This window comes from Pararhizobium sp. (assembly GCF_965279435.1).
Classification (GTDB): Bacteria; Pseudomonadota; Alphaproteobacteria; order Rhizobiales; family Rhizobiaceae; genus Pararhizobium.
Window position 1 is genome coordinate 1210254 of the sequence record NZ_CBDIHY010000003.1, and the last position, 19875, is coordinate 1230128.

Below are 19875 nucleotides of genomic sequence, written 5' to 3' on the forward strand. Positions count from 1 at the left end.
GGGGATTTCTCCAGCTATTCGGCGCTTGGCCTCATCGGACAGGAGGTGCGGCCATGAACACCGCTCCCCAGACGTCGACGCTCAGCTATTTCAAATGGTCCTTCATTGTCACCGCAGCCGGCCTTGCGCTCGGCGCTTGGCTAGGCTGGACGACGACGGGAACGATCGGTGGCATGGCCACGGTCTTCTTTATTTGTACGGTTCTCGCCGTACTGGAAATCTCGCTCTCCTTCGACAACGCCATCGTCAATGCCAACAAGCTCAAGGAAATGACACCGGTCTGGCAACAGCGGTTCCTGACCTGGGGCATCCTGATCGCCGTTTTCGGTATGCGTATCGTCTTCCCGCTGCTCATCGTCGTCATCGCCGCGAAGATCGGACCGATCGACGCGCTGGTTCTGGCCGCTGCGCGACCGGAAGAGTACGCCCGCATCATGAACGAGGCACACCTGCCGATCGCCGCCTTCGGCGGCACCTTCCTGATGATGGTCGGCCTGAAATTCTTCTTCGACCATGAGAAGGATGTGCACTGGATTGGAGTTCTGGAACGGAACCTCTCCCGGTTCGCCTCGATCAAGGGCGTCGAAATTGCTTTCGTACTGACTGTCATCCTGATCTTTTCGTCGCTGCTTGAAGGCGAAGAATCCACCACGTTCGTCTACTGCGCCATCTACGGCCTTTTGACCTTCCTCGCGGTCGAAGTTGTCGGCGGCCTGCTCGATGCCTCGCAGCAGACGATGAATGCTGCTGCAAAGGGTGGTCTCGGCGCCTTCATTTATCTCGAAGTCCTGGACGCCAGCTTCTCCTTCGATGGTGTCATCGGTGCCTTCGCCCTGACGCAGAACCTCTTCGTCATCGCCATCGGCCTCGGCATCGGTGCCATGTATGTGCGCTCGATGACCATCATGCTGGTGGAAAAGGGCACGCTTGCTGAATACCGTTACCTGGAACACGGCGCTTTCTACGCGATCCTGATCCTGTCGGTGATCATGTATGTCCAGACGCTATTCCATATCCCGGAAGTCATCACCGGCCTCGGCGGTGCGGCACTGATCGGTATCTCGCTCTGGTCGTCGATCAAGCACAACCGCCGCGAAAAGCTGAGCGGCGCGCACTAACCAAACAGCACGCACAAACAGAGATGCCGTCCGTCAAAAGCGGGCGGCATTTTTTATTGTCCGGATACCGGGCATTTCAGACACCGAAGTATCCTTCACGGCATCAAGGGCAATTGAGAGGGTACGAACCCCATCCTCCATGACCGTGAATTGCCGCCGGTATACCAGTACCGCCAGTACCCGGACCTTACCCGCGCTCGAACAACGGCCCTGAAACGCAAAAAACCCGCCAATTGCCTGGCGGGCTTTTCTGATTTCATGCAGCGGCTGAATTAGCCGCGCTTGACGGAATGGAAGTTTGCCGGGTTGATACCGAGCGTATAGAGGTCGCGGTCCAGCGGACGGCGGTTGCCTTCGACTGCTGCGGCAGCGGCCGTGGCCGCGCCAAAGATGGCGATGGCATTACCGAAAAAGCCTCGGGCAGATTTACGGGCACTCATCTCTTTGCTCACTTTCCTAAGTTGCTGTGTCTTGTTGACGAGATGAATATGCGGTCTGCAACCCTTGTTTACAATGCACAGGAATTCATCCCAGCCATGCAAATAGCAAGGGCCCGGTTAACCCGTGAACCGATCTCCAATCGTTGGCGTCCAACTTTTGGAGATCAGTTCACTTGAGTCAACCGGGCCCTTGCTGTGTGACGACCTTGGGAGGAACCGTCAGTCTTCGTTGGCAGCAAGCTGCGAGAGCACCTGGCCACGGCCCCGGGCGCGCAGGATCAACGGCACGATCAGCGCTGCGGCTGCAACGGCCAGCAGTACGGCTGCGACCGGTGAAGTGAACAGCACCGTGACATCGCCCTGGCTGATCGCCAGCGCGCGGCGGAGCTGCTGCTCGGCCAGCGGCCCGAGGATCAGGCCGACGACGACAGGCGCAATCGGATAGCCGAAGATGCGCATGCCGTAGCCGAGAACACCGAACGCCAGGAGCATGCCGAGTTCGAATACCGACGGATTGGCGCCGATGGTGCCGAGCGTCGCAAACAACAGGATACCGGCATAAAGCCACGGCTTCGGGATCGTCAGAAGCTTTACCCAGAGGCCAACCAGCGGCAGGTTGAGAACCAGCAGCATGAAGTTGGCGATCAGCAAAGATGCAATCAGACCCCAGACGAGCTGCGGATTGGTGGCAAACAACAGCGGACCGGGCTGCAGGCCGTATTGCTGGAAGCCGGCCAGCATGATCGCCGCAGTCGCGGTGGTCGGCAGGCCAAGCGTCAGCAAAGGTACAAGCGTACCGGCGGCCGAGGCGTTGTTGGCTGCTTCCGGACCGGCCACACCTTCGATGGCGCCGTGGCCGAATTCTTCGGGATGCTTGGACAGCCGTTTTTCAGCCGCATAGGAGAGGAATGTGCCGATTTCGGCACCGCCGGCAGGCATGGCGCCAATCGGAAAACCGATCGCCGTTCCGCGCAGCCAGGCTTTCCACGAGCGCGCCCAGTCCTGACCGGTCATCCAGACGGAACCCTTGACGGCCTCGATCTTGTCCGGCCCCTGATCGCCCTGTGCGGCGATATAGAGCGATTCACCGATCGCAAACATCGCGACCGCCAGCGTCGTCACTTCGATGCCGTCCAGAAGATCGGGAATGCCGAAGCTCATGCGGGCCTGGCCCGTGAGCTGGTCGATGCCGATGATGGCAAGCGCAAAACCGATGAACAGCGAGGTCAAACCGCGCAGCGTCGAATCACCGAAGGCCGAAGACACCGTGACGAAGGCCAGAACCATCAGCGCGAAATACTCACGCGGACCGAAGACCAGCGCCAGCTTGACGACGAAAGGCGCGATGAAGGCAAGGCCGAGCGTCGCGATCAGGCCGGCGACGAACGAGCCGATGGCGGCCGTTGCCAGTGCCGGTCCGCCGCGCCCCTTGCGGGCCATCTTGTTGCCCTCGAGGGCCGTAACGATCGAAGCGCTTTCGCCGGGTGTATTGAGAAGAATGGAGGTGGTCGAGCCGCCATACATGCCGCCGTAGTAGATACCGGCGAACATGATCAGCGAACCGCCCGGATCCAGCCGGTAGGTCACCGGCAGCAGCAGCGCCACGGTCAGCGCCGGGCCGATACCCGGCAAGACGCCGACGGCGGTCCCAAGCGTCACGCCGATCAATGCGTAGAACAGATTCATCGGCTGGGCGGCGACGAGCATGCCCTGCATCAGGAAATCGAATGTGGTCATGTCAGTGCCTTACCAAAACAGGTGTTCGAGCGGACCGGCAGGCAACGAGAGCTGCAGCAACCCGGCAAAGACCAGCCAGACGCCAAGACAGAGCACAATGCCGATCGGGATCGTGAACCAGAGCTTGCGCTTTCCGAACCCGGCCGCAGTCGCAGCGAACAGCAGGCCGGTGGCGATGGAAAAACCCAGCGGCTTCAGCGTCAGCATCTGCGCGGCGAGGCCGCCGACGATCCAGATCACCGGGCCGAACTCCTGACGCTCCCGTGCCGGAAAATCTCCGCGCAGCGCCTCGAATACGGTCCAGGCCGCCAAAAGCAGCAGCACGCTGGCGATCACGAAGGGAATGGTTGCCGGGCCGATGCCGGAATAGCTGGTGATCTGCGCAAGCCGCGACGTATCCCAGAAGATCAGGCCGGCGAGAGCGGCCAGGAAGACGGCAATGACAAGCGCCGCCCTGTCAGGGCGGCGTGTCTGCGTCGAAGGGGTGTTGCCCTTGCTCATTTAACCAGACCAATGTCCTTGAGGATGGTTTCGGTTGCCGAAACGTCCTTGGCCAACTGTTCCTTGAAGGCGTCGCCGGCCAGATAGGTATCCGTCCAGCCCTTGGTCTTCAAGGTTTCCTGCCAGCCGGCCGATTTGGCAAGCTTTTCGACGTCAGCCGAAACAGCAGCCTTCTGCTCGTCGGTCAGGCCAGGAGCAGCAGCAACCATGCGCCAGTTCTGAACCACGACGTCGAGGCCACCTTCCTTGATGGTCGGGGCATCGATACCGGGCAGGCGCTCTGGGCTCGACATGGCGAGCAGGCGAAGCGTGCCGGCCTTGATCTGCGATTCGAATTCGCCGTAACCGGAAATACCAGCCGTTACCTGGCTGCCGAGAATGGCCGCAAGGGCTTCGCCGCCGCCGGAAAACGCGATGTAGTTGATCTTGGTCGGGTCAACGCCAGCTGCCTTGGCAATCAGGCCAACCGCAATATGGTCGGTACCGCCGGCCGAGCCGCCGCCCCAGGATACTGCACCTGGATCCTTCTTCAGCGCCTCGACGAGATCACCCATCGATTTCAGCGGCGAATCGGCCGGAACGACGATGGCTTCGTATTCGCCGGTCAGGCGCGCGATCGGGGTAACGTCGTTGAGCGATACCGGCGACTTGTTGGTGAGGATGGCGCCGACCATGACGTAACCGCCGACGATCAGGGCATTGGCGTTGCCGGCCGACTGGCTGGCGAACTGTGCGAGGCCGATCGTGCCGCCGGCGCCCGGTACGTTCTGAACCTGAACGTTGCCGGAAATGCCTTCCTGCTGCATCACGGACTGGATCGAGCGGGCCGTCTGGTCCCAGCCGCCGCCCGGATTGGCCGGTGCGATGATGGTGTAGTCAGCGGCAACAGCCGGCAGGGCGAGAGCGCCGGCGAGAATGGATGCCAGAAAAAACTGTTTCAAAGGGTAGTCCTCCGTCAGGCGCGCTCGTTCAGTTGGCGCGCACATTGTTCATCTTTGCGGACGGGGGATGGCTCACAACGAATCGGCTGCGGCGGCCTTTTTGGCTCGCCGTAGCGCCGGGTCTGGTGAAACTCCTCCCATACGCCTCGATCATCCGCCTCCACGGATAATGAAGAACTGCAAGCCACCATATGAAGCTGACATTTACCTGACATCGGGCGGCGCCTTGCGAGGTTAATGTCCCTTAATTTTTGGTTTTCGTCTACTGCAGCCGTAAAACTTCGTTCCAACGGGCAATCAGCCGCGCCCGCTTGACCTGATCGAGATAGACCATCAGTCCGGGGCTGACCGGAACCGGCTTCAATTGACCACCGAGCATCTCGCGCATCGTGTTGGCGGTGTTGACCCCTGCCACATCCGGGCTGACGGCCGGAATCTGCAGTTCGCGCGCCATGATCGTCTGGCCTTCCTTCGACATGAAGAATTCCAGATAGCGGCGGCCGAGATCCGGCGTCGCTGCCGCCTGCGGCACCAGCCCGATGCGCGACATAACGACGGTGTAGTCGCGTGGCAGCACGATGCCGACATCGGGGTGGCGCGAGGCCCAATCGGCGGCATAGGAGCCGAGAATATTATAGCCCAGCACGAAGCGGCCGTCGGACACACGCTCCAGGATGGCCGAACTGGTAGAGTAGAGCTTGACCCCGGCAGCGCCCATCGCCTGGATCACCGACCAGATATCGCCGAACTGCTCCTGATCGCGCGCCATGAACAGGAAACCGACGCCGGAACGCTCGATATCGTAGGTGCCGATCTTGCCGAACACGGCGCTGCCCTGGCGCTTGAGGTAATCAACCAGCTCTGCCCGCGTCGAAGGTGGCTTTTCCTTGGTAAAACTCGGCTTGTGATAGACGAACACCGCTGGCTCGAAGGTCAGCGCATAGGCAGTATTGCGCCAATTGGCCCAGGCCGGCCAGCGGCCGCTCATCGGCATGTCGCTGCGTTGGGCATAGCCGTCATTGCTGAGCTTTACCTGCAGGTCCATAGCCGAGGAAAAGGCAAAATCCGCAGTCCTTTCGCCGGCATCGGTCTCCTTGACGATCCGGTCATAGATCTCGCCGGTCAGCATATCCTCGTAGCGCACGGCCACATCCGGATTGGCTGTCTGGAAGCCGATGATCATCGGCCGCGCCAGGGGTTCGTCGAGTGAGGAATAAACAACCACGGTCGGCGCCGCCAAATCACCTGAGCGCGCCGGAAAAAGCGTCAGCTGGGCGGCGGCCGGCATTGAAAATCCACAGAGAACGCAGAGAAGGGAAAGGAAACGCATAAAACGATATTGCCGCAGCCTCCGCCCGTTCACAAGCGCCAGCACGCCCGATAGAGTGACATCAGGGAGAACAGGCATTTGCGAATACTACTGGTCGAGGACAATACGGCGCTTTCGGAAGGACTTGTCGCGATCCTGCGCGGCAGCGGCTATGCCGTGGATGTCGTTCACGACGGCGCATCGGCCAATGCGGTCACCGCGACGGAAACCTTCGACCTCGTCATCCTCGATTTGAATCTGCCGGAAATGGATGGGCTCGACGTATTGCGATCGATGCGGGCGCGGCAGAACAAGGCGGCGGTGCTGATCCTGACGGCGCGCGGCACGCAGGAAGAAAAGATCAAGGGGCTCGATCTCGGCGCCGACGACTACATGATCAAACCCTTCGACATCAGCGAGTTCGAGGCTCGCGTCCGCGTTCTCCTGCGCCGGCAGGCGGGGCTGCGCTCGTCGCTGGTCAGCTATGGCAAGATTTCGTTCGATCTCAATTCGCGCACCTTTTCCGCCGATGGCATCACGGTGGATATCCCGGCGAGGGAGCTGGGCCTACTCGAAATCCTGTTCATGCGCGCCGGCAAGGTGGTTGCCAAGGAGGCGATCATCCAGTCGCTGACGGCCTTCGATGACGATCTTAGTGCCAATGCCATCGAGCAATATGTCAGCCGCTTGCGCAAGCGCCTGGCGCCGCACGGGCTGACGGTGCGCACCGCGCGCGGTATCGGCTACTATCTCGACAAGATGGCGGACGCCTGATGGCGCGGCGCGCCTATTCGCTGCGCCGGGGGCTTTTGGCCTGGCTGTTGATCTCGACCGTCGTCATCGGAGCGCTTGCCCTGATCGACACCTATCGCGAGGCAGTGAAGACGGCGAATATTGTCTCAGACCGGGTGCTTGCTGGGTCGGCGCTGGCCATCGCCGAGCGGGTCGTGGTCGCCGAAGACGGTTCGCTTGAAGTCGATATTCCCTATGTCGCACTTGAGATGCTGACCTCGGCCGCCCAGGACCGCGTCTTCTACCGGGTCGACGGACCGCCGGGCCAGTTCATCACCGGCTACCAGAACCTGCCCTCGGTCGCCAATCTCAATGGCCAGTCGGCCGTGTATACCGATGCGCAATTTCGCGGCGAGCCAATCCGGGTCGCAGCTCTGGAACGATCCGCCTCGACCGGCATCAATTCGGTTCCCTTCGTCGTTACCGTCGCAGAAACCACGATTGCCCGGCGGCAATTGACGCAGGCGATCCTTTTGCGCTCCGCCTTCCGGCTGCTGATGATGATTCTTGGGGCAGCCGTTATCGTCTGGATCGCGGTCACCTTTTCGCTGCGGCCGCTCTATAGGCTCGGCGACGCCATTGCCGAGCGCAGCCCCGACGATCTGCATCCGATCGATCAATCAGTACCGAGTGAAGTCGAGGGACTGGTCGAAACGGTCAATTCCTTCATGGTGCGTCTGCAATCGGCGCTCGATGCGCTGCGCCACTTTTCCGGCAATGCCAGCCACCAGCTGCGCACGCCGCTGGCGATCATCCGCACCCAGCTGGCGCTATCGGCCCGCGCCACGACGCTGGAGGAGGCACAGGCCGCCGCCCGCAAGGGCGACGAGGCCGTTGCCCATGCCGAACGCATCCTGGCGCAATTGCTGTTGATGGCAAAGATCGACGCTGCCGGCTCGAAGGAGCCGCAGCCGCTCGAGATCATCGACCTGATCGCGCTGGCGCAGGAGATTACCGGCGACCGCGTGCCCGGTGCCGGTGAGGCCGGCATCGATCTCGGCTTCGAGGGTGATGGTAAGGCGTTGATCCGCGCGGAGCCGCTCTTGATCGGCGAACTGCTGCGCAATCTGATTGAAAACGCCATCGCCTATGCCGGCAAGGGGGCGGAAGTCACGGTCCGGGTGGAAACCGAAAAGAACGGCGTCCGGCTCGATGTGGAAGACAACGGCCCAGGCATCCCGCCGGAGAACCGGCAGGTCGTGCGCCAGCGTTTTGCCCGCGGCGGACGCGGGCAAGCACCGGGGATGGGGTTGGGACTTCCGATCGTCGAAGAAATCGCCGGACTGTTCGGCGGACATCTTGCGCTAGGAGAAGGGCCGGAGGGCAAGGGACTGAAAGCCTCGGTCACATTTCCAGCCGCGACAGCTGGCCCGGCCGCTATATCTGCCTAGCGGTTGCGACCTGTCATGAGAGAGGTCGTTTCACGGGTCTGAACGAGAAGGATCGCGTTCCAGATCATCTGGACAAAACCGCGATCAGACGGGCTCGACAGCTTGCGCTGCGAAAACATGATATGCTCCATTGGTTGTTGCGAGGGTGAGATAACACTCCGCCATGTATTTCGCCAGAGGGTGAAAAGCAAATCTGCCCTGCATGGCAAGCATGGCAGATAATCTCGAAATTCATCCATACGAAATACATACTGTTACAAGTAAATTCGCAGAAATCATAAGTGTTCTTTCGTCGATAATTGCCTGACGAATCAACGGTTTGCTTATGAAGTGCGAACCAGCACCGCCGGAAGGTTTCTTCACGCTCTTTCAGGGTCCCCAAAGAACCGGTATTGCGTATCGCCAGCGGATCGCAGCGCCTTTCATGCCTTTGGTCGAAATGGCTTTTGGTTTTTTCTCATGCCATGCTGCGTCAGAATTGACGGGAGAAAACCATGACGGACCATTTCAGGGCGCTCGTGATCGATGATCGTGACGGCAAACCGGTGGCAGATTTCCGGAATCTGACATTTGCGGATCTTCCGGATCACGACGTGCTGGTCGAGGTGCTGTTCTCGACGCTCAACTACAAGGATGGCCTCGCCGTTTCGGGCAAGGGCCGTATCGCCCGCCGCCTGCCGATGGTGGCCGGGGTCGATCTTTCCGGTATTGTCATCGAATCCCGCAATCCCGACTGGAAGACCGGCGACAAGGTTGTCGTCAACGGCTGGGGCATGTCGGAGACCGAATGGGGCGGCTATACGCGGTTCCAGAGGCTGAAATCCGAATGGCTGACGCGCCTGCCCGACGCCTTCACGCTGGAAGAAAGCATGGCGATCGGCACCGCCGGCTATACGGCAGCGCTTGCGATCGATGCCCTGGAAGCCTGGGGCAAGATCAAGACGGATGATCGCGAAATCCTGGTCACTGGTGCTGCCGGTGGCGTCGGCTCTGTCGCCATCGCGCTGCTCGCCGAGCGAGGCTACACAGTCACCGCCTCAACAGGACGGCCGGAAGCCCACGACTATCTTTCGAGCCTCGGCGCAACCGGTTTCATCGATCGCGCTGAACTTGCCGCAAAGGGCGGCGCACTTCAAAAGGAGCGTTGGGCAGGCGTCATCGATTCCGTCGGCTCCACGACGCTTGCCAATGTTCTGGCGCAGACCTTCCAAAGCGGCGCGGTTGCGGCCTGCGGTCTCGCTGGCGGTGCCGACCTTCCGGCAACCGTCATGCCGCATATCCTGCGCGGCGTCGCATTGCTCGGCATCAATTCGGTAACGGCACCGCATGCCGAACGCGACAGGGCCTGGGCCATTCTGGCCGAAAGCCTCGACCGGAAGCAGCTGGCAACCATGACGACGGTTGAACCATTGTCTCGCCTGCCGAAACTGGCAGAAGACATCGTCGCCGGAAAAATCCGCGGCCGTGTCGTCATCGACGTCACGAAATAGACCGGCCCCAGAGGCTGGGACAGCCATTACCGAGGAACACGGAATGACAAGCCTGCCCGTTCCCAAAGAAGTCGCCGAAGCGCTTGGGCGGTATGCCGAGCCGATCAGACTACGGCTGCTGCAAATCCGAGACCTAATCTTTGCTGTGGCAGCAGAAACCGAAGGCGTCGGCCCTCTGACTGAAACACTGAAATGGTGCGAACCGGCCTATCTGACTGAAGCCAGCAGAAGCGGAACGACCATCCGGCTGGGCGTATCCAAGTTGGCGCCCGATCACTGCGCTGTGTTCGTCAACTGCCAGACTACGCTGATCGACACTTTTCGTGCGCACTTTGCCGATGATTTTGCCTTTGAGGGCCAGCGGGCGCTGCTTCTCCCGGCAGCTGGCGATCTGCGCCGGGAGCCGCTGGCGCTCTGCCTTCGCGCCGCACTGACCTATCATCGGCAGAAGGCGGCACAGAAAATCCACAAGGCATAACCACGCCCGCCAGTTCCGAGGCAGGCGCGATGCCGATGCTCACCGGATACCGGCTCCGGGCCTCACCGCATCGTATAGACGTCGATGGTGAAGTACTTGTCGTTGATCGTCTTGTAGGTGCCGTCGGCACGAATCTCAGCGAGCGCCTTGTTGAGCTTTTCGCGAAGATCGTTGTCTTCCTGGCGAAGGGCGATGCCGACGCCATCGCCGACGAATTTCGGGTCGGTGATCGGCGCGCCGATCAGCTCACAGCATTTGCCGTCATTGTTCTTGCTGACCCAGTCGAGCATCGGCAGCATGTCGCCGACTTCCATGTCGAGGCGGCCATTGGCCATGTCGAGATTGGCTTCGTCCTGCGTCGGATAAAGCTTGATCTCGGCATCGGGATAGACGGCGGCGATATATTCGGCCTGCGTCGTGCCCGCCTGCGCGCCGATCACCTTACCCTTCAGCGCCTCGTTGGTAAACGCGGTAATACCGGCACCCTTTGCCGCCACATGCGTCATCGCCGCCATGTAATAAGGATCGCTGAAGGAAACCTGCTTCCGGCGCTCGTCGGTGATGAACATCGAGGCGATGATCATGTCGTATTTCTTGGCGACCAGTCCCGGAATGATGCCATCCCAATCCTGCGCCACCACCTCGCATTCGACCTGTATCTTGGCGCAGAGCGCCAGACCGATATCGACGTCGAAGCCACCGATCTTTCCGGCGGTGTCAATGAAATTGAACGGAGGATAGGCGCCTTCAGTGCCTATCCGGAGCTTTTCGGCAGCATTGGCAGGCGTCATGGAAAAGGCTGCGGCACAGGCCAGAACCAGTGCGATCATATGTTTTTTCATGCGTTCAGTTCCCCTTTGGCGCACCGTTTGCCGGTGCTTGATGGAAACTCTATGCCTGAAATGCACATAAACGAAATAGATAGAGATAATAGCCAGTATAAATCCGCTTGATCGCCAAATTGGGAAAACGTGGCGTAAGAGGCTAGAACGTTGGTGGCGTGTTGATCCACAAAAGCACCGTCTCGCCGTCATGGCGGTTTGACCAGGCGTGGTGACGGCGGCTGTTGAAATAGAGGGAATCGCCGGGGCTCAGATCGTGAAACTGATCGGAATCCAGCACGAACTCTACCCGGCCGGAGAGCACGTAGACAAACTCCTCGCCGTCATGCTTGTAGGCGCCCTCGCTGGAGGCGCCCGGTTCCAGCACGAAGCGGTGGCAATCCATCTGGTTGCGGCCCTCGGCCAGCAGCTGCACAGTCACGCCCGGCGTCGTGCGCGGCCATGTCCGCCATTCTCCCGAGCGCACCAATGCTCGCACATCCGGCTCGTCTTCGCCGGATAGGCTGGAAACCGTCGTCGAAAAATATTCGGCGAGATTGTGCAGGACGGCAACCGAAACACCCTGCGACGTCCGCTCCAGCGTGGAGAGCACCGAAGCCGCGATGCCGATATCGCCGGCCACCTGCTCCAGCGTCTTGCCGGCAGCGTGGCGCAGGCTCCTGAGCTTGCGCCCGACCTGCGATTGCGGGGTGGTATCGCCATTGGCGGGCTGACCGGCATCGTCGAGTTCTCCCGCTTCCAGTTCGAGCGCCTCGCGGATCGCCGCGGGGTTGAGCCCGCGCTCGGCACGAAACCAAGAGATCCGCTTCAACTGGGCAACATCGCCTTCGCTATATTGCCGATGGCCGGTGACCGAGCGATCCGGTACGACCAGACCTTGTGTCTCCCACAGACGTAAGGTCGATGCGGAAACACCGGCAAGCCGTGCGGCTTCCGCGACCTTGTAGCGTATCTTCATGGCATCACTCATAAGCCGTCCTGTGACATCTTCAAGCCATCCATGCGCGCTGTTTCTGCCCTGGCGCAGCAAACAGCCAGTGCGGACGCGAGAAATCAGCCCGGAAAACCCATTCCCGGCGCTGCTTCTCAAATCACAAAATTTGATTTGCAAACCTACAGAAAAAATATAGGATTTCCGAGAAATCTGCAACCGAAAACGCTCCACGCAACATCAGGATGATACCCGTGACCAGTTTGACCGATCGCAAGAACGCAGCCATTTCCCGCGGTGTCGGCATGACCACGCAGATCTATGCGGATCGTGCCGAGAATTCCGAAATCTGGGACAAGGAAGGCAATCGTTACATCGATTTCGCCGCCGGTATCGCTGTCGTTAACACCGGCCACCGCCATCCGCGCGTCATCGAAGCCGTCAAGAAGCAGCTCGATCGCTTCACCCACACCTGCCATCAGGTCGTGCCTTACGAAAACTATGTCGAGCTGGCAGAGCGGCTGAATGCCATCCTGCCGGGTGAATTTGCCAAGAAGACGATTTTCGTCACCACGGGTGCGGAAGCCGTCGAGAACGCCGTCAAGATTGCCCGCGCCGCAACCGGCCGCCAGGCCGTCGTCGCCTTCGGCGGCGGCTTTCACGGCCGCACTTTCATGGGTATGGCCCTGACCGGCAAGGTCGTGCCTTACAAGGTCGGCTTCGGCGCCATGCCGGCCGACGTCTTCCACGTGCCCTTCCCGGTGGAGCTGCAGGGCGTTTCCGCTGATCAGTCGCTGGCTGCCCTGAAGCGCCTTTTCGCCGCAGACGTCGATCCGAACCGCGTCGCTGCCATCATCATCGAGCCTGTGCAGGGTGAAGGCGGCTTCTATCCGGTGCCGACCTCCTTCATCAAGGCGATCCGCGAGATCTGCGACCAGCACGGCATCCTTCTGATCGCCGACGAAGTGCAGACCGGCTTTGCCCGCACCGGCAAGCTGTTTGCCATGGAACATCACGGCGTTGCCGCTGACCTCGTGACGATGGCCAAGGGCCTTGGCGGCGGTTTCCCGATCGCAGCCGTCACTGGCCGCGCCGAGGTCATGGATGCTCCCGGCCCCGGCGGCCTCGGTGGCACCTATGCCGGCAACCCGATCGGCGTTGCCGCTGCCCACGCCGTTCTCGACATCATCGAAGACGAAAAACTGTGCGAGCGCGCCGAACAGTTGGGCGGCCGCCTCAAGCAGCGCCTCGCGGCCATCGCCGAACAGACACCGGAAATCATCGACATTCGCGGCCCGGGCTTCATGAACGCCGTCGAGTTCAACGACGTGAAGACCAATCTGCCGAGCGCCGATTTCGCCAACCGCGTCCGTCTGATCGCGCTCGAAAAGGGCCTGATCCTGCTCACCTGCGGCGTGCATGGCAACGTTATCCGCTTCCTCGCGCCGATCACCATTCAGGATAACGTCTTCGCCGAAGCGATGGACATTCTGGAAGCGTCGATCCTGGAAGCACGCGCCTGATTTCAGGCGTTGGCATAACATAGTCTATCGGGTAGCGGCGCCATGCTGCCCGATAGACCCGGTTGCTTTTATCGGCTATCGGCATTGTCCCCGCGACGAAAATGCCGCCCTGCGCTGCCTGCGCGGACCGCCAGAAAGGATCTCCGATGATCTTTACCGAGACATTGATCGCCCATGTCAGGGATCCGCATCTGCTCGGACTGGTGAACGCGCCATGGGCGCCTGCGGCAAAGACCTTCGACGTCCATAACCCATCGAATGGCGCCCTGCTCGCCACACTGCCGGATATGGGCGTTATGGAAACGCGCGCCGCGATCGATGATGCCTATGCGGCGCAATTTCCATGGGCCGAGCGCCCGGCCGGCGATCGCAGCACGATCCTGCGCCGCTGGCACGATCTGGTCATTGCCCATATCGATGATCTCGCCGCAATCCTGACTGCGGAAATGGGCAAGCCGCTCAACGAAGCCCGCTCCGAGGTCCAGCACGCCGCCGCCTATATCGAATGGTATGCGGAAGAGGCCAAGCGCGTTTACGGCGAGACCATTCCCGCCCCTTCCACCGACCGCCGCATGATGGTGATCAAGCAGCCGGTCGGCGTGGTCGGCACAATCACGCCCTGGAACTTTCCGGCATCAATGGTGGCGCGAAAAATCGCACCGGCGCTGGCGGTTGGCTGCACCATCATCCTCAAACCCGCGGAACAGACGCCGCTGGTGGCGCTGGCCATGCATGCGCTGGCCCTTCGGGCGGGTTTTCCGAAGGGCGTCCTCAACCTCGTGCTCGCCTCGGAGGGCGATGCGATCGGCCGCGAGCTCTGCACCAATTCGAGGGTGCGCAAGATCAGTTTCACCGGCTCGACCGAAGTCGGCCGCATCCTGATGCGGCAGTGCTCCGACCAGATCAAGAAAGTCAGCCTCGAACTCGGCGGCAGCGCACCCTTCATCGTCTTCGACGACGCCGATATCGATGCCGCTGTCGATGGCGCCATCCAGGCGAAATTCCGCAATGCCGGCCAGACCTGCACCTCGGCCAATCGCATCTATGTGCAGAGCCGGGTCCATAATGAATTCACCACCAAGCTGGCGGCCGAAGTTGCCAAATTGAAGGTGGGCGACGGCTTTTCCCCCGGCGTCACCATCGGCCCGCTGATCGATAGCCGGGCAATCGAGAAGGTCGAAGCCCATGTCAACGACGCGATCGGCAAGGGCGCAAAGCTTCTTTGCGGCGGCAAGCGCGTCTCCGGCGCCTTCTTCGAACCAACCGTGCTTTCAGACGTCGGCAAGGGCATGCTGGTTGCCTGCGACGAAACCTTCGGACCGGTCGCCCCGATCATTCGCTTCGAGACAATGGAAGACGTCATCCTGCAGGCAAACGACACGATCTACGGGTTGGCCGCTTATTTCTACGCGACCGAACTGAAAAAGGTCTGGCGTGTCGCCGAAGCGCTGGAATACGGCATGATCGGCATCAATACCGGCCGCATGTCGTCTGAGGCCGCCCCCTTCGGCGGCCTCAAGCAATCCGGCATTGGTCGCGAAGGCTCCCGCCACGGCGCCGAGGATTATCTGGAGATGAAATATCTCTGCATGGGGAATATTTGAGGGTCCGTCAGGGCTTCATCCCGATCTCAGCCAGCACCTCACGCGTATGCTCCCCAAGCCTTGGCGCACCGCGCTCAAGGGCAAGTTCGGCCCCTGAAAACTGAATGGGCGTCCGCACGCCCGGCGCCGTCCCTGATGCCGATCCCGTATGTGGCGTATCCACCCGCATGCTACGGTGAATGATTTGCGGGTCCGAGAACACATCCGCCACCGTGTTGATCGGGCCACCGGGCACGCCGGCTGCTTCCAGCATGGCAAGCAACATATTCCGGCTATAAATCACAGTACGCGCCGCCAATTCCGGCGTCAGCGTGTCGCGGTTTTTCACCCGGCTCGCATTGGTCAGGTAACGCGGATCGGTCGCCAGGCTGTCGAGCCCGAGCAGCGTGCAGAATTTGACGAACTGCCGGTCATTGCCGACGGCGACGATCAAATGGCCATCGGAGACCGGGAACACCTGATAGGGCGCAATATTCGGATGCGCATTGCCGAGGCGGCGTGGCGACTGGCCGGAGACGAGGAAATTCAGCGCCTGATTGGCAAGCACCCCGGTCATGCTGTCGAACAAAGCCATATCGACCTGCTGGCCAACGCCGGTCCGCTCGCGCATATGTAGCGCCGCCTGTATGGCGATAACCCCGTAAAGGCCGGTGAAAATATCGGCAAAGGCGACGCCGATCTTCTGCGGCTCGCCCTCTGGATCGCCCGTCAGGTCCATGATGCCGCTCATGCCCTGGATGATATAGTCGTAACCGGCGCGATGGGCATAAGGCCCGTCCTGGCCAAAGCCGGTGACGGAGCAGTAGATCAGCTGCGGATTGACCTTTTTCAGGCTTTCATAATCCAGCCCGTATTTTGCCAGCCCGCCGACCTTGAAGTTCTCTAGCAGCACATCCGACTGCGCCGCCAGCCGCCGTACCGCCTCCTGCCCCTCTTCGGTGGTGAAATCGAGAATGACAGAGCGCTTGCCGCGATTGCAGGCGTGGAAATAGGCAGCATCCAGATGGCCGCCGGTGTCGCTCTCGATAAAGGGCGGGCCCCAGGTGCGGGTATCGTCTCCGGCGGGGCTTTCCACCTTGATCACATCGGCACCGAGATCGGCCAGCGTCTGGCCGATCCATGGTCCCGCCAGAATGCGGGCAAGCTCGAGAACCTTCAGGCCCTTCAGCGGCGTTTCCATACCGGCGCTCAGAAGAAAGCCTGCAGCCCGGTCTGGGCGCGGCCGAGGATCAGGGCGTGTACATCATGGGTGCCTTCATAGGTGTTGACCGTTTCAAGGTTCACCATGTGGCGCATCACCTGGTAATCCTCGGAAATGCCGTTACCACCATGCATGTCGCGGGCGGCGCGGGCAATATCCAGCGCCTTGCCACAATTGTTGCGCTTGACGATCGAGATCATCTCCGGCGCCATCCGGCCTGCATCCATCAGCTGACCGACGCGCAGTGATGCCTGAAGCCCAAGGGTGATTTCCGTCTGCATGTCGGCAAGCTTCTTCTGGAAAAGCTGGGTCTGCGCTAGCGGACGGCCGAACTGCTTGCGGTCAAGCCCGTATTGGCGGGCCGCATGCCAGCAGAATTCCGCCGAACCGAGCACGCCCCAGGAAATACCGTAGCGGGCGCGGTTGAGGCAGCCGAACGGACCTTTCAGGCCCTCGACATTCGGCAGCAATGCATCTTCGCCGACTTCGACATTGTCCATGACGATTTCGCCGGTGATCGAGGCGCGCAGCGACAGCTTGCCGCCGATCTTCGGGGCAGAGAGGCCCTTCATACCCTTTTCCAGCACGAAGCCACGAATGGCATTGCCATGCGCCTCGGATTTCGCCCAGACGACGAAGACATCGGCGATCGGCGCGTTGGAAATCCACATTTTGGAGCCACTCAACCGGTAGCCGCCATCGGTCTTCACCGCCCGCGTCTTCATGCCGCCCGGATCGGAACCGGCATCCGGCTCAGTGAGGCCGAAACAGCCGATCCACTCGCCGCTGATTAGTTTCGGCAGATATTTCTGGCGCTGCTCTTCCGAGCCATAGGCGTGGATTGGGTAGATGACGAGCGAAGACTGGACGCTCATCATCGAGCGGTAGCCTGAGTCGACACGCTCCACTTCGCGGGCAACCAGGCCATAGGCCACGTAGGATGCGCCAACGCCGCCATAGCTATCCGGCACGGTGACGCCGAGCAGGCCGAGTTCGCCCATTTCGCGGAAGATTGAGGGATCGGTCGTCTCGTTGCGGTAGGCATCGATGACGCGCGGCTGCAGCTTATCCTGCGCATAGGCGCGGGCCGTATCGCGGATCATCCGCTCGTCTTCAGAAAGCTGATCCTCCAGCAGAAATGCGTCGTCCCACTGGAATTCCTGTCTTGAAGCCATATCGTCCTCCCGTCACTTTCCTTCTTGTAACCGTTATGGCAAGCCGGGCAGGGTGATACAAACGAAAATGCGGCACTGCCTCATGCGCTGCGGGAATGGCGGCACGCAAGACCTCGAAGATACAGGACAAGGAAACGGCATGGCTCACCTCGACAGGACACGCGCATCGCAGTTGATGGAAGCCGCCGGGCTCGACGCGCTGCTGCTGCTTTCGCCGGAAAGCTTTACCTACGCAACAGGCGCCCCCGCCGGCGTCGCGACGATGTGGCGGCGTGCCGGTGCCGTGGCCGCCATCATCCCTGCCGATCCCGCCCTTCCGCCAGCAGCCGTGGTCACGGATCTGTTCGAGGTAGCATTCCGCACCTCCAGCGCGATCAAAGATATCCGTATCAATCCGATCTGGGTCGAGACCGGCGATATCCGGGGCATGGAAGCACAGCCGCCGGAAGCACTGATAAAATCCGCCTGGGCAAAACAGGGGCGCGCATCCGGTTTTCAACGTCCGGAGACTTTTGACGCGAATGTGGGTTTCCAGCTGGCCGCAGAGCTTCTTGCGGACAAGGGGCTCGGCGAAGGCCGGATCGGCATTGAATTCGATGGCCTTTCCGTTGCCGATTTCCGGCTGTTGTCCGCCGCCTTGCCCGATGCCGAATTGCTTGACGCCTCCGATCTTGTCCGGCGATTGAAGATGATAAAATCGCCAACCGAGATCGGTTACCTGCGCACGGCCGTCGAACTGGCCGAAGCCGGAATCGTTGCCTTGCGCGAAACCATCGACATCGGTGTCAACCGTGACGCCCTGGCGGCCGCCTGGGAAAAGGGTGCCAGGGCGGAAGCAGCCCGGCGCAATATCCAGAATCTCACCGGGCTCTGGGAATATGTCTCCGTTGGCCAGAACCCGTGGACTAAGGGTGGCGTGGTCGAACACGGCGATCTGATCAAGGTCGATGTCGGCTGCTTGATTGCCGGCTATACATCGGACACCGGCCGCACCTTCGTCTGTGGCAAGCCGTCTGCCCTTCAAGCCCGGTTGTTCGATGCCCTGCAAACGGCCTATGACGCGGGCCTGCCGCTGCTGAAGCCCGGCATCGCCATGAGCGAGGTGCACCGGGTGACGACCGAGGCGATGGGGAAGGCAGGCTTTCCAGGCTACACACGCGGCCATTTCGGCCATGGGCTGGGCGCTGGGCTTGGCAGCGAGGAATGGCCGTTCCTGTCGCGCCAATCGGATGTCATCATCGAGCTCGGCATGGTGCTCGCTTTCGAGACGCCGTGGTATGTCGATGGCGTCGGCGGCATGATCATCGAGAACCAGCTTTTGATCACGCAGGATGGCCACGAGATCATGAACCGGCTACCGTCCGGTCTCGTTTCCCTCTGATCACGGCTTTCCATGCCTGACAATCGCCTCGAACGCTTCGCCCACAATCTCGACTGGAATTTGCTGCGCACCTTTGTCGTCGTGGTCGAAGAGGGCAGCATCACGGCTGCGGCCAACCGGCTGTTGTTGCAGCAACCCGCCGTCAGCATGGCGTTGAAGCGGCTGGAACAGACCGTCGGCCAAAAGCTGATCGACCGGCGTCCGGGCCGGTTCGACCTGACGGAAGCCGGGGAAAAGCTGCTTCACCAGTGCCGCGATATCTTCGCGGCGGTGGTGCGCCTGCCGAATGCGCTGGAAACCGCAGGCGACGACGTAACCGGCCATGTCAGCATCCACTCGGTCAGCCATGCGCACAATCCAGCCTGGGACAGCAAGCTCGAAAGCTTCTTCCAGCTCTATCCGAAGGCAACGCTCAGCATCACCGTGGAAACCACCGTCAGCGTCATCAGTGCGGTCGAGCGCAACATCGCCACCATTGGCCTGTGCGACGGCAACATTCCCGAAGCGCTCGGCAAGAGCTTCCATATCCGCGAGCAATACGGTCTCTACTGCGGCCGGGGCCATCGGCTTTTCGGCGCGAAGACTGCCACCCTAAACGACCTGCGTGGCGATCCCTACATCGCCTTCATCGCCGATGTTCTCGGCGGCCAGCATATGAATGCGATTACCGCCGTGCGCGCCATGGGCTCCTTCGGCCAGCAGGTGCGCGCGGTCTCCTGCAATGTCGAGGAAGTCCTGCGCCTGATAGCAGCCAATATCGGCATCGGCATGGTGCCGGATCATCTGGCCGCACCGGGCTTGGCCGTAGGTGACCTCTGGCAATTGCCACCCTACGACCTCCTGCCGACCACGGATGTTTTCCGCATCACCAATCCCAATGCGATCCTCAATCCCGCCGAAGCTGCCTTCCTGCGCCATGTCGCAGACACGGAACCACTTGATCACAGCACAGAGCATCAATCTGCCTGATAGTCAGCTTCGCCACTATAAATTTGAACATCGGGCTCCCCACCGTTACGGT

General features: G+C 60.9%; 19 protein-coding genes. 9 read left to right on the forward strand and 10 right to left on the reverse strand.

The genetic code is table 11. The features are described 5' to 3' along the window. Nucleotides 1-53 precede the first annotated feature (53 nt). On the forward strand, nt 54-1118 hold the full coding sequence (locus ACQY8Q_RS11385) for a DUF475 domain-containing protein (protein ID WP_428426682.1): 1065 nt from the start codon (nt 54-56) through the stop codon (nt 1116-1118). A gap of 272 nt (nt 1119-1390) precedes the next feature. Here the strand turns inward: ACQY8Q_RS11385 and ACQY8Q_RS11390 are convergent, their stop codons facing one another. From ACQY8Q_RS11390 to ACQY8Q_RS11410, 5 genes are all read right to left on the reverse strand, one after another. After that, nucleotides 1391-1558, reverse strand: coding sequence for a hypothetical protein (locus tag ACQY8Q_RS11390; RefSeq protein WP_318414815.1), 168 nt, complete (start codon nt 1556-1558; stop codon nt 1391-1393). Nucleotides 1559-1777: 219 nt separating this feature from the next. Further along, nucleotides 1778-3295 carry a tripartite tricarboxylate transporter permease gene (locus ACQY8Q_RS11395; RefSeq protein WP_428426683.1) on the reverse strand — a complete coding sequence of 506 codons (1518 nt, stop codon included), beginning with the start codon at nt 3293-3295 and terminating at the stop codon, nt 1778-1780. 9 nt (nt 3296-3304) lie between these two features. Next, nucleotides 3305-3796, reverse strand: a complete 492-nt coding sequence (locus ACQY8Q_RS11400) for a tripartite tricarboxylate transporter TctB family protein (protein ID WP_428426684.1) — start codon at nt 3794-3796, stop codon at nt 3305-3307. Then, complete coding sequence (locus ACQY8Q_RS11405; protein WP_428426685.1) at nt 3793-4737, reverse strand: Bug family tripartite tricarboxylate transporter substrate binding protein; 945 nt, start codon at nt 4735-4737, stop codon at nt 3793-3795. The genes ACQY8Q_RS11400 and ACQY8Q_RS11405 overlap by 4 nt, the downstream gene beginning before the upstream one ends. 262 nt (nt 4738-4999) lie before the next feature. After that, nucleotides 5000-6067: an ABC transporter substrate-binding protein gene (locus ACQY8Q_RS11410; protein ID WP_428426686.1), complete on the reverse strand. Its 1068-nt coding sequence runs from the start codon at nt 6065-6067 to the stop codon at nt 5000-5002. A 78-nt stretch (nt 6068-6145) separates the two neighbouring features. Here ACQY8Q_RS11410 and ACQY8Q_RS11415 point away from each other — a divergent pair, with 78 nt between their 5' ends. Together ACQY8Q_RS11415 and ACQY8Q_RS11420 are read left to right on the forward strand one after the other, a co-directional pair. Further along, nucleotides 6146-6820, forward strand: coding sequence for a response regulator (locus tag ACQY8Q_RS11415; RefSeq protein ID WP_428426687.1), 675 nt, complete (start codon nt 6146-6148; stop codon nt 6818-6820). After that, complete coding sequence (locus ACQY8Q_RS11420; protein WP_428426688.1) at nt 6820-8229, forward strand: sensor histidine kinase; 1410 nt, start codon at nt 6820-6822, stop codon at nt 8227-8229. The genes ACQY8Q_RS11415 and ACQY8Q_RS11420 overlap by 1 nt, the downstream gene beginning before the upstream one ends. On the opposite strand, the gene ACQY8Q_RS11425 is transcribed toward ACQY8Q_RS11420, so the two are convergent. After that, entirely contained in the window at nt 8226-8348 is a 123-nt protein-coding gene (locus tag ACQY8Q_RS11425) for a hypothetical protein (protein ID WP_274534236.1), read from the reverse strand. The genes ACQY8Q_RS11420 and ACQY8Q_RS11425 overlap by 4 nt on opposite strands. A 375-nt stretch (nt 8349-8723) precedes the next feature. Here ACQY8Q_RS11425 and ACQY8Q_RS11430 point away from each other — a divergent pair, with 375 nt between their 5' ends. Continuing rightward, nucleotides 8724-9719, forward strand: coding sequence for an MDR family oxidoreductase (locus ACQY8Q_RS11430; protein WP_428426689.1), 996 nt, complete (start codon nt 8724-8726; stop codon nt 9717-9719). A 43-nt stretch (nt 9720-9762) separates the two neighbouring features. Beyond that, the gene (locus ACQY8Q_RS11435; RefSeq protein ID WP_428426690.1) at nt 9763-10197 is read left to right on the forward strand and encodes a DUF1801 domain-containing protein; all 435 of its coding nucleotides are present in this window, start codon (nt 9763-9765) and stop codon (nt 10195-10197) included. A gap of 62 nt (nt 10198-10259) precedes the next feature. Here the strand turns inward: ACQY8Q_RS11435 and ACQY8Q_RS11440 are convergent, their stop codons facing one another. Both ACQY8Q_RS11440 and ACQY8Q_RS11445 read right to left on the reverse strand, forming a co-directional pair. Continuing rightward, nucleotides 10260-11039 (reverse strand): ABC transporter substrate-binding protein, encoded by a 780-nt coding sequence (locus tag ACQY8Q_RS11440; RefSeq protein ID WP_428426691.1) that lies wholly within the window; start codon nt 11037-11039, stop codon nt 10260-10262. A 142-nt stretch (nt 11040-11181) separates the two neighbouring features. Next, nucleotides 11182-12009, reverse strand: a complete 828-nt coding sequence (locus ACQY8Q_RS11445; RefSeq protein ID WP_428426692.1) for a MerR family transcriptional regulator — start codon at nt 12007-12009, stop codon at nt 11182-11184. A gap of 215 nt (nt 12010-12224) precedes the next feature. Here ACQY8Q_RS11445 and ACQY8Q_RS11450 point away from each other — a divergent pair, with 215 nt between their 5' ends. Both ACQY8Q_RS11450 and ACQY8Q_RS11455 read left to right on the forward strand, forming a co-directional pair. Continuing rightward, nucleotides 12225-13493: a 4-aminobutyrate--2-oxoglutarate transaminase gene (locus tag ACQY8Q_RS11450; RefSeq protein ID WP_428426693.1), complete on the forward strand. Its 1269-nt coding sequence runs from the start codon at nt 12225-12227 to the stop codon at nt 13491-13493. Nucleotides 13494-13639: 146 nt separating this feature from the next. Continuing rightward, nucleotides 13640-15097, forward strand: coding sequence for an NAD-dependent succinate-semialdehyde dehydrogenase (locus ACQY8Q_RS11455; RefSeq protein WP_428426694.1), 1458 nt, complete (start codon nt 13640-13642; stop codon nt 15095-15097). Nucleotides 15098-15104: 7 nt separating this feature from the next. On the opposite strand, the gene ACQY8Q_RS11460 is transcribed toward ACQY8Q_RS11455, so the two are convergent. Both ACQY8Q_RS11460 and ACQY8Q_RS11465 read right to left on the reverse strand, forming a co-directional pair. Next, complete coding sequence (locus ACQY8Q_RS11460; RefSeq protein ID WP_428426695.1) at nt 15105-16277, reverse strand: CaiB/BaiF CoA transferase family protein; 1173 nt, start codon at nt 16275-16277, stop codon at nt 15105-15107. 8 nt (nt 16278-16285) lie between these two features. Beyond that, the gene (locus ACQY8Q_RS11465; protein ID WP_428426696.1) at nt 16286-17473 is read right to left on the reverse strand and encodes an acyl-CoA dehydrogenase; all 1188 of its coding nucleotides are present in this window, start codon (nt 17471-17473) and stop codon (nt 16286-16288) included. A gap of 139 nt (nt 17474-17612) precedes the next feature. On the opposite strand from ACQY8Q_RS11465, the gene ACQY8Q_RS11470 reads away from it, so the two are divergent. Then, nucleotides 17613-18854 (forward strand): M24 family metallopeptidase, encoded by a 1242-nt coding sequence (locus tag ACQY8Q_RS11470; protein WP_428426697.1) that lies wholly within the window; start codon nt 17613-17615, stop codon nt 18852-18854. 12 nt (nt 18855-18866) lie between these two features. Then, nucleotides 18867-19823, forward strand: a complete 957-nt coding sequence (locus ACQY8Q_RS11475; RefSeq protein ID WP_428426698.1) for a LysR family transcriptional regulator — start codon at nt 18867-18869, stop codon at nt 19821-19823. The last annotated feature ends 52 nt before the right edge of the window (nt 19824-19875 follow it).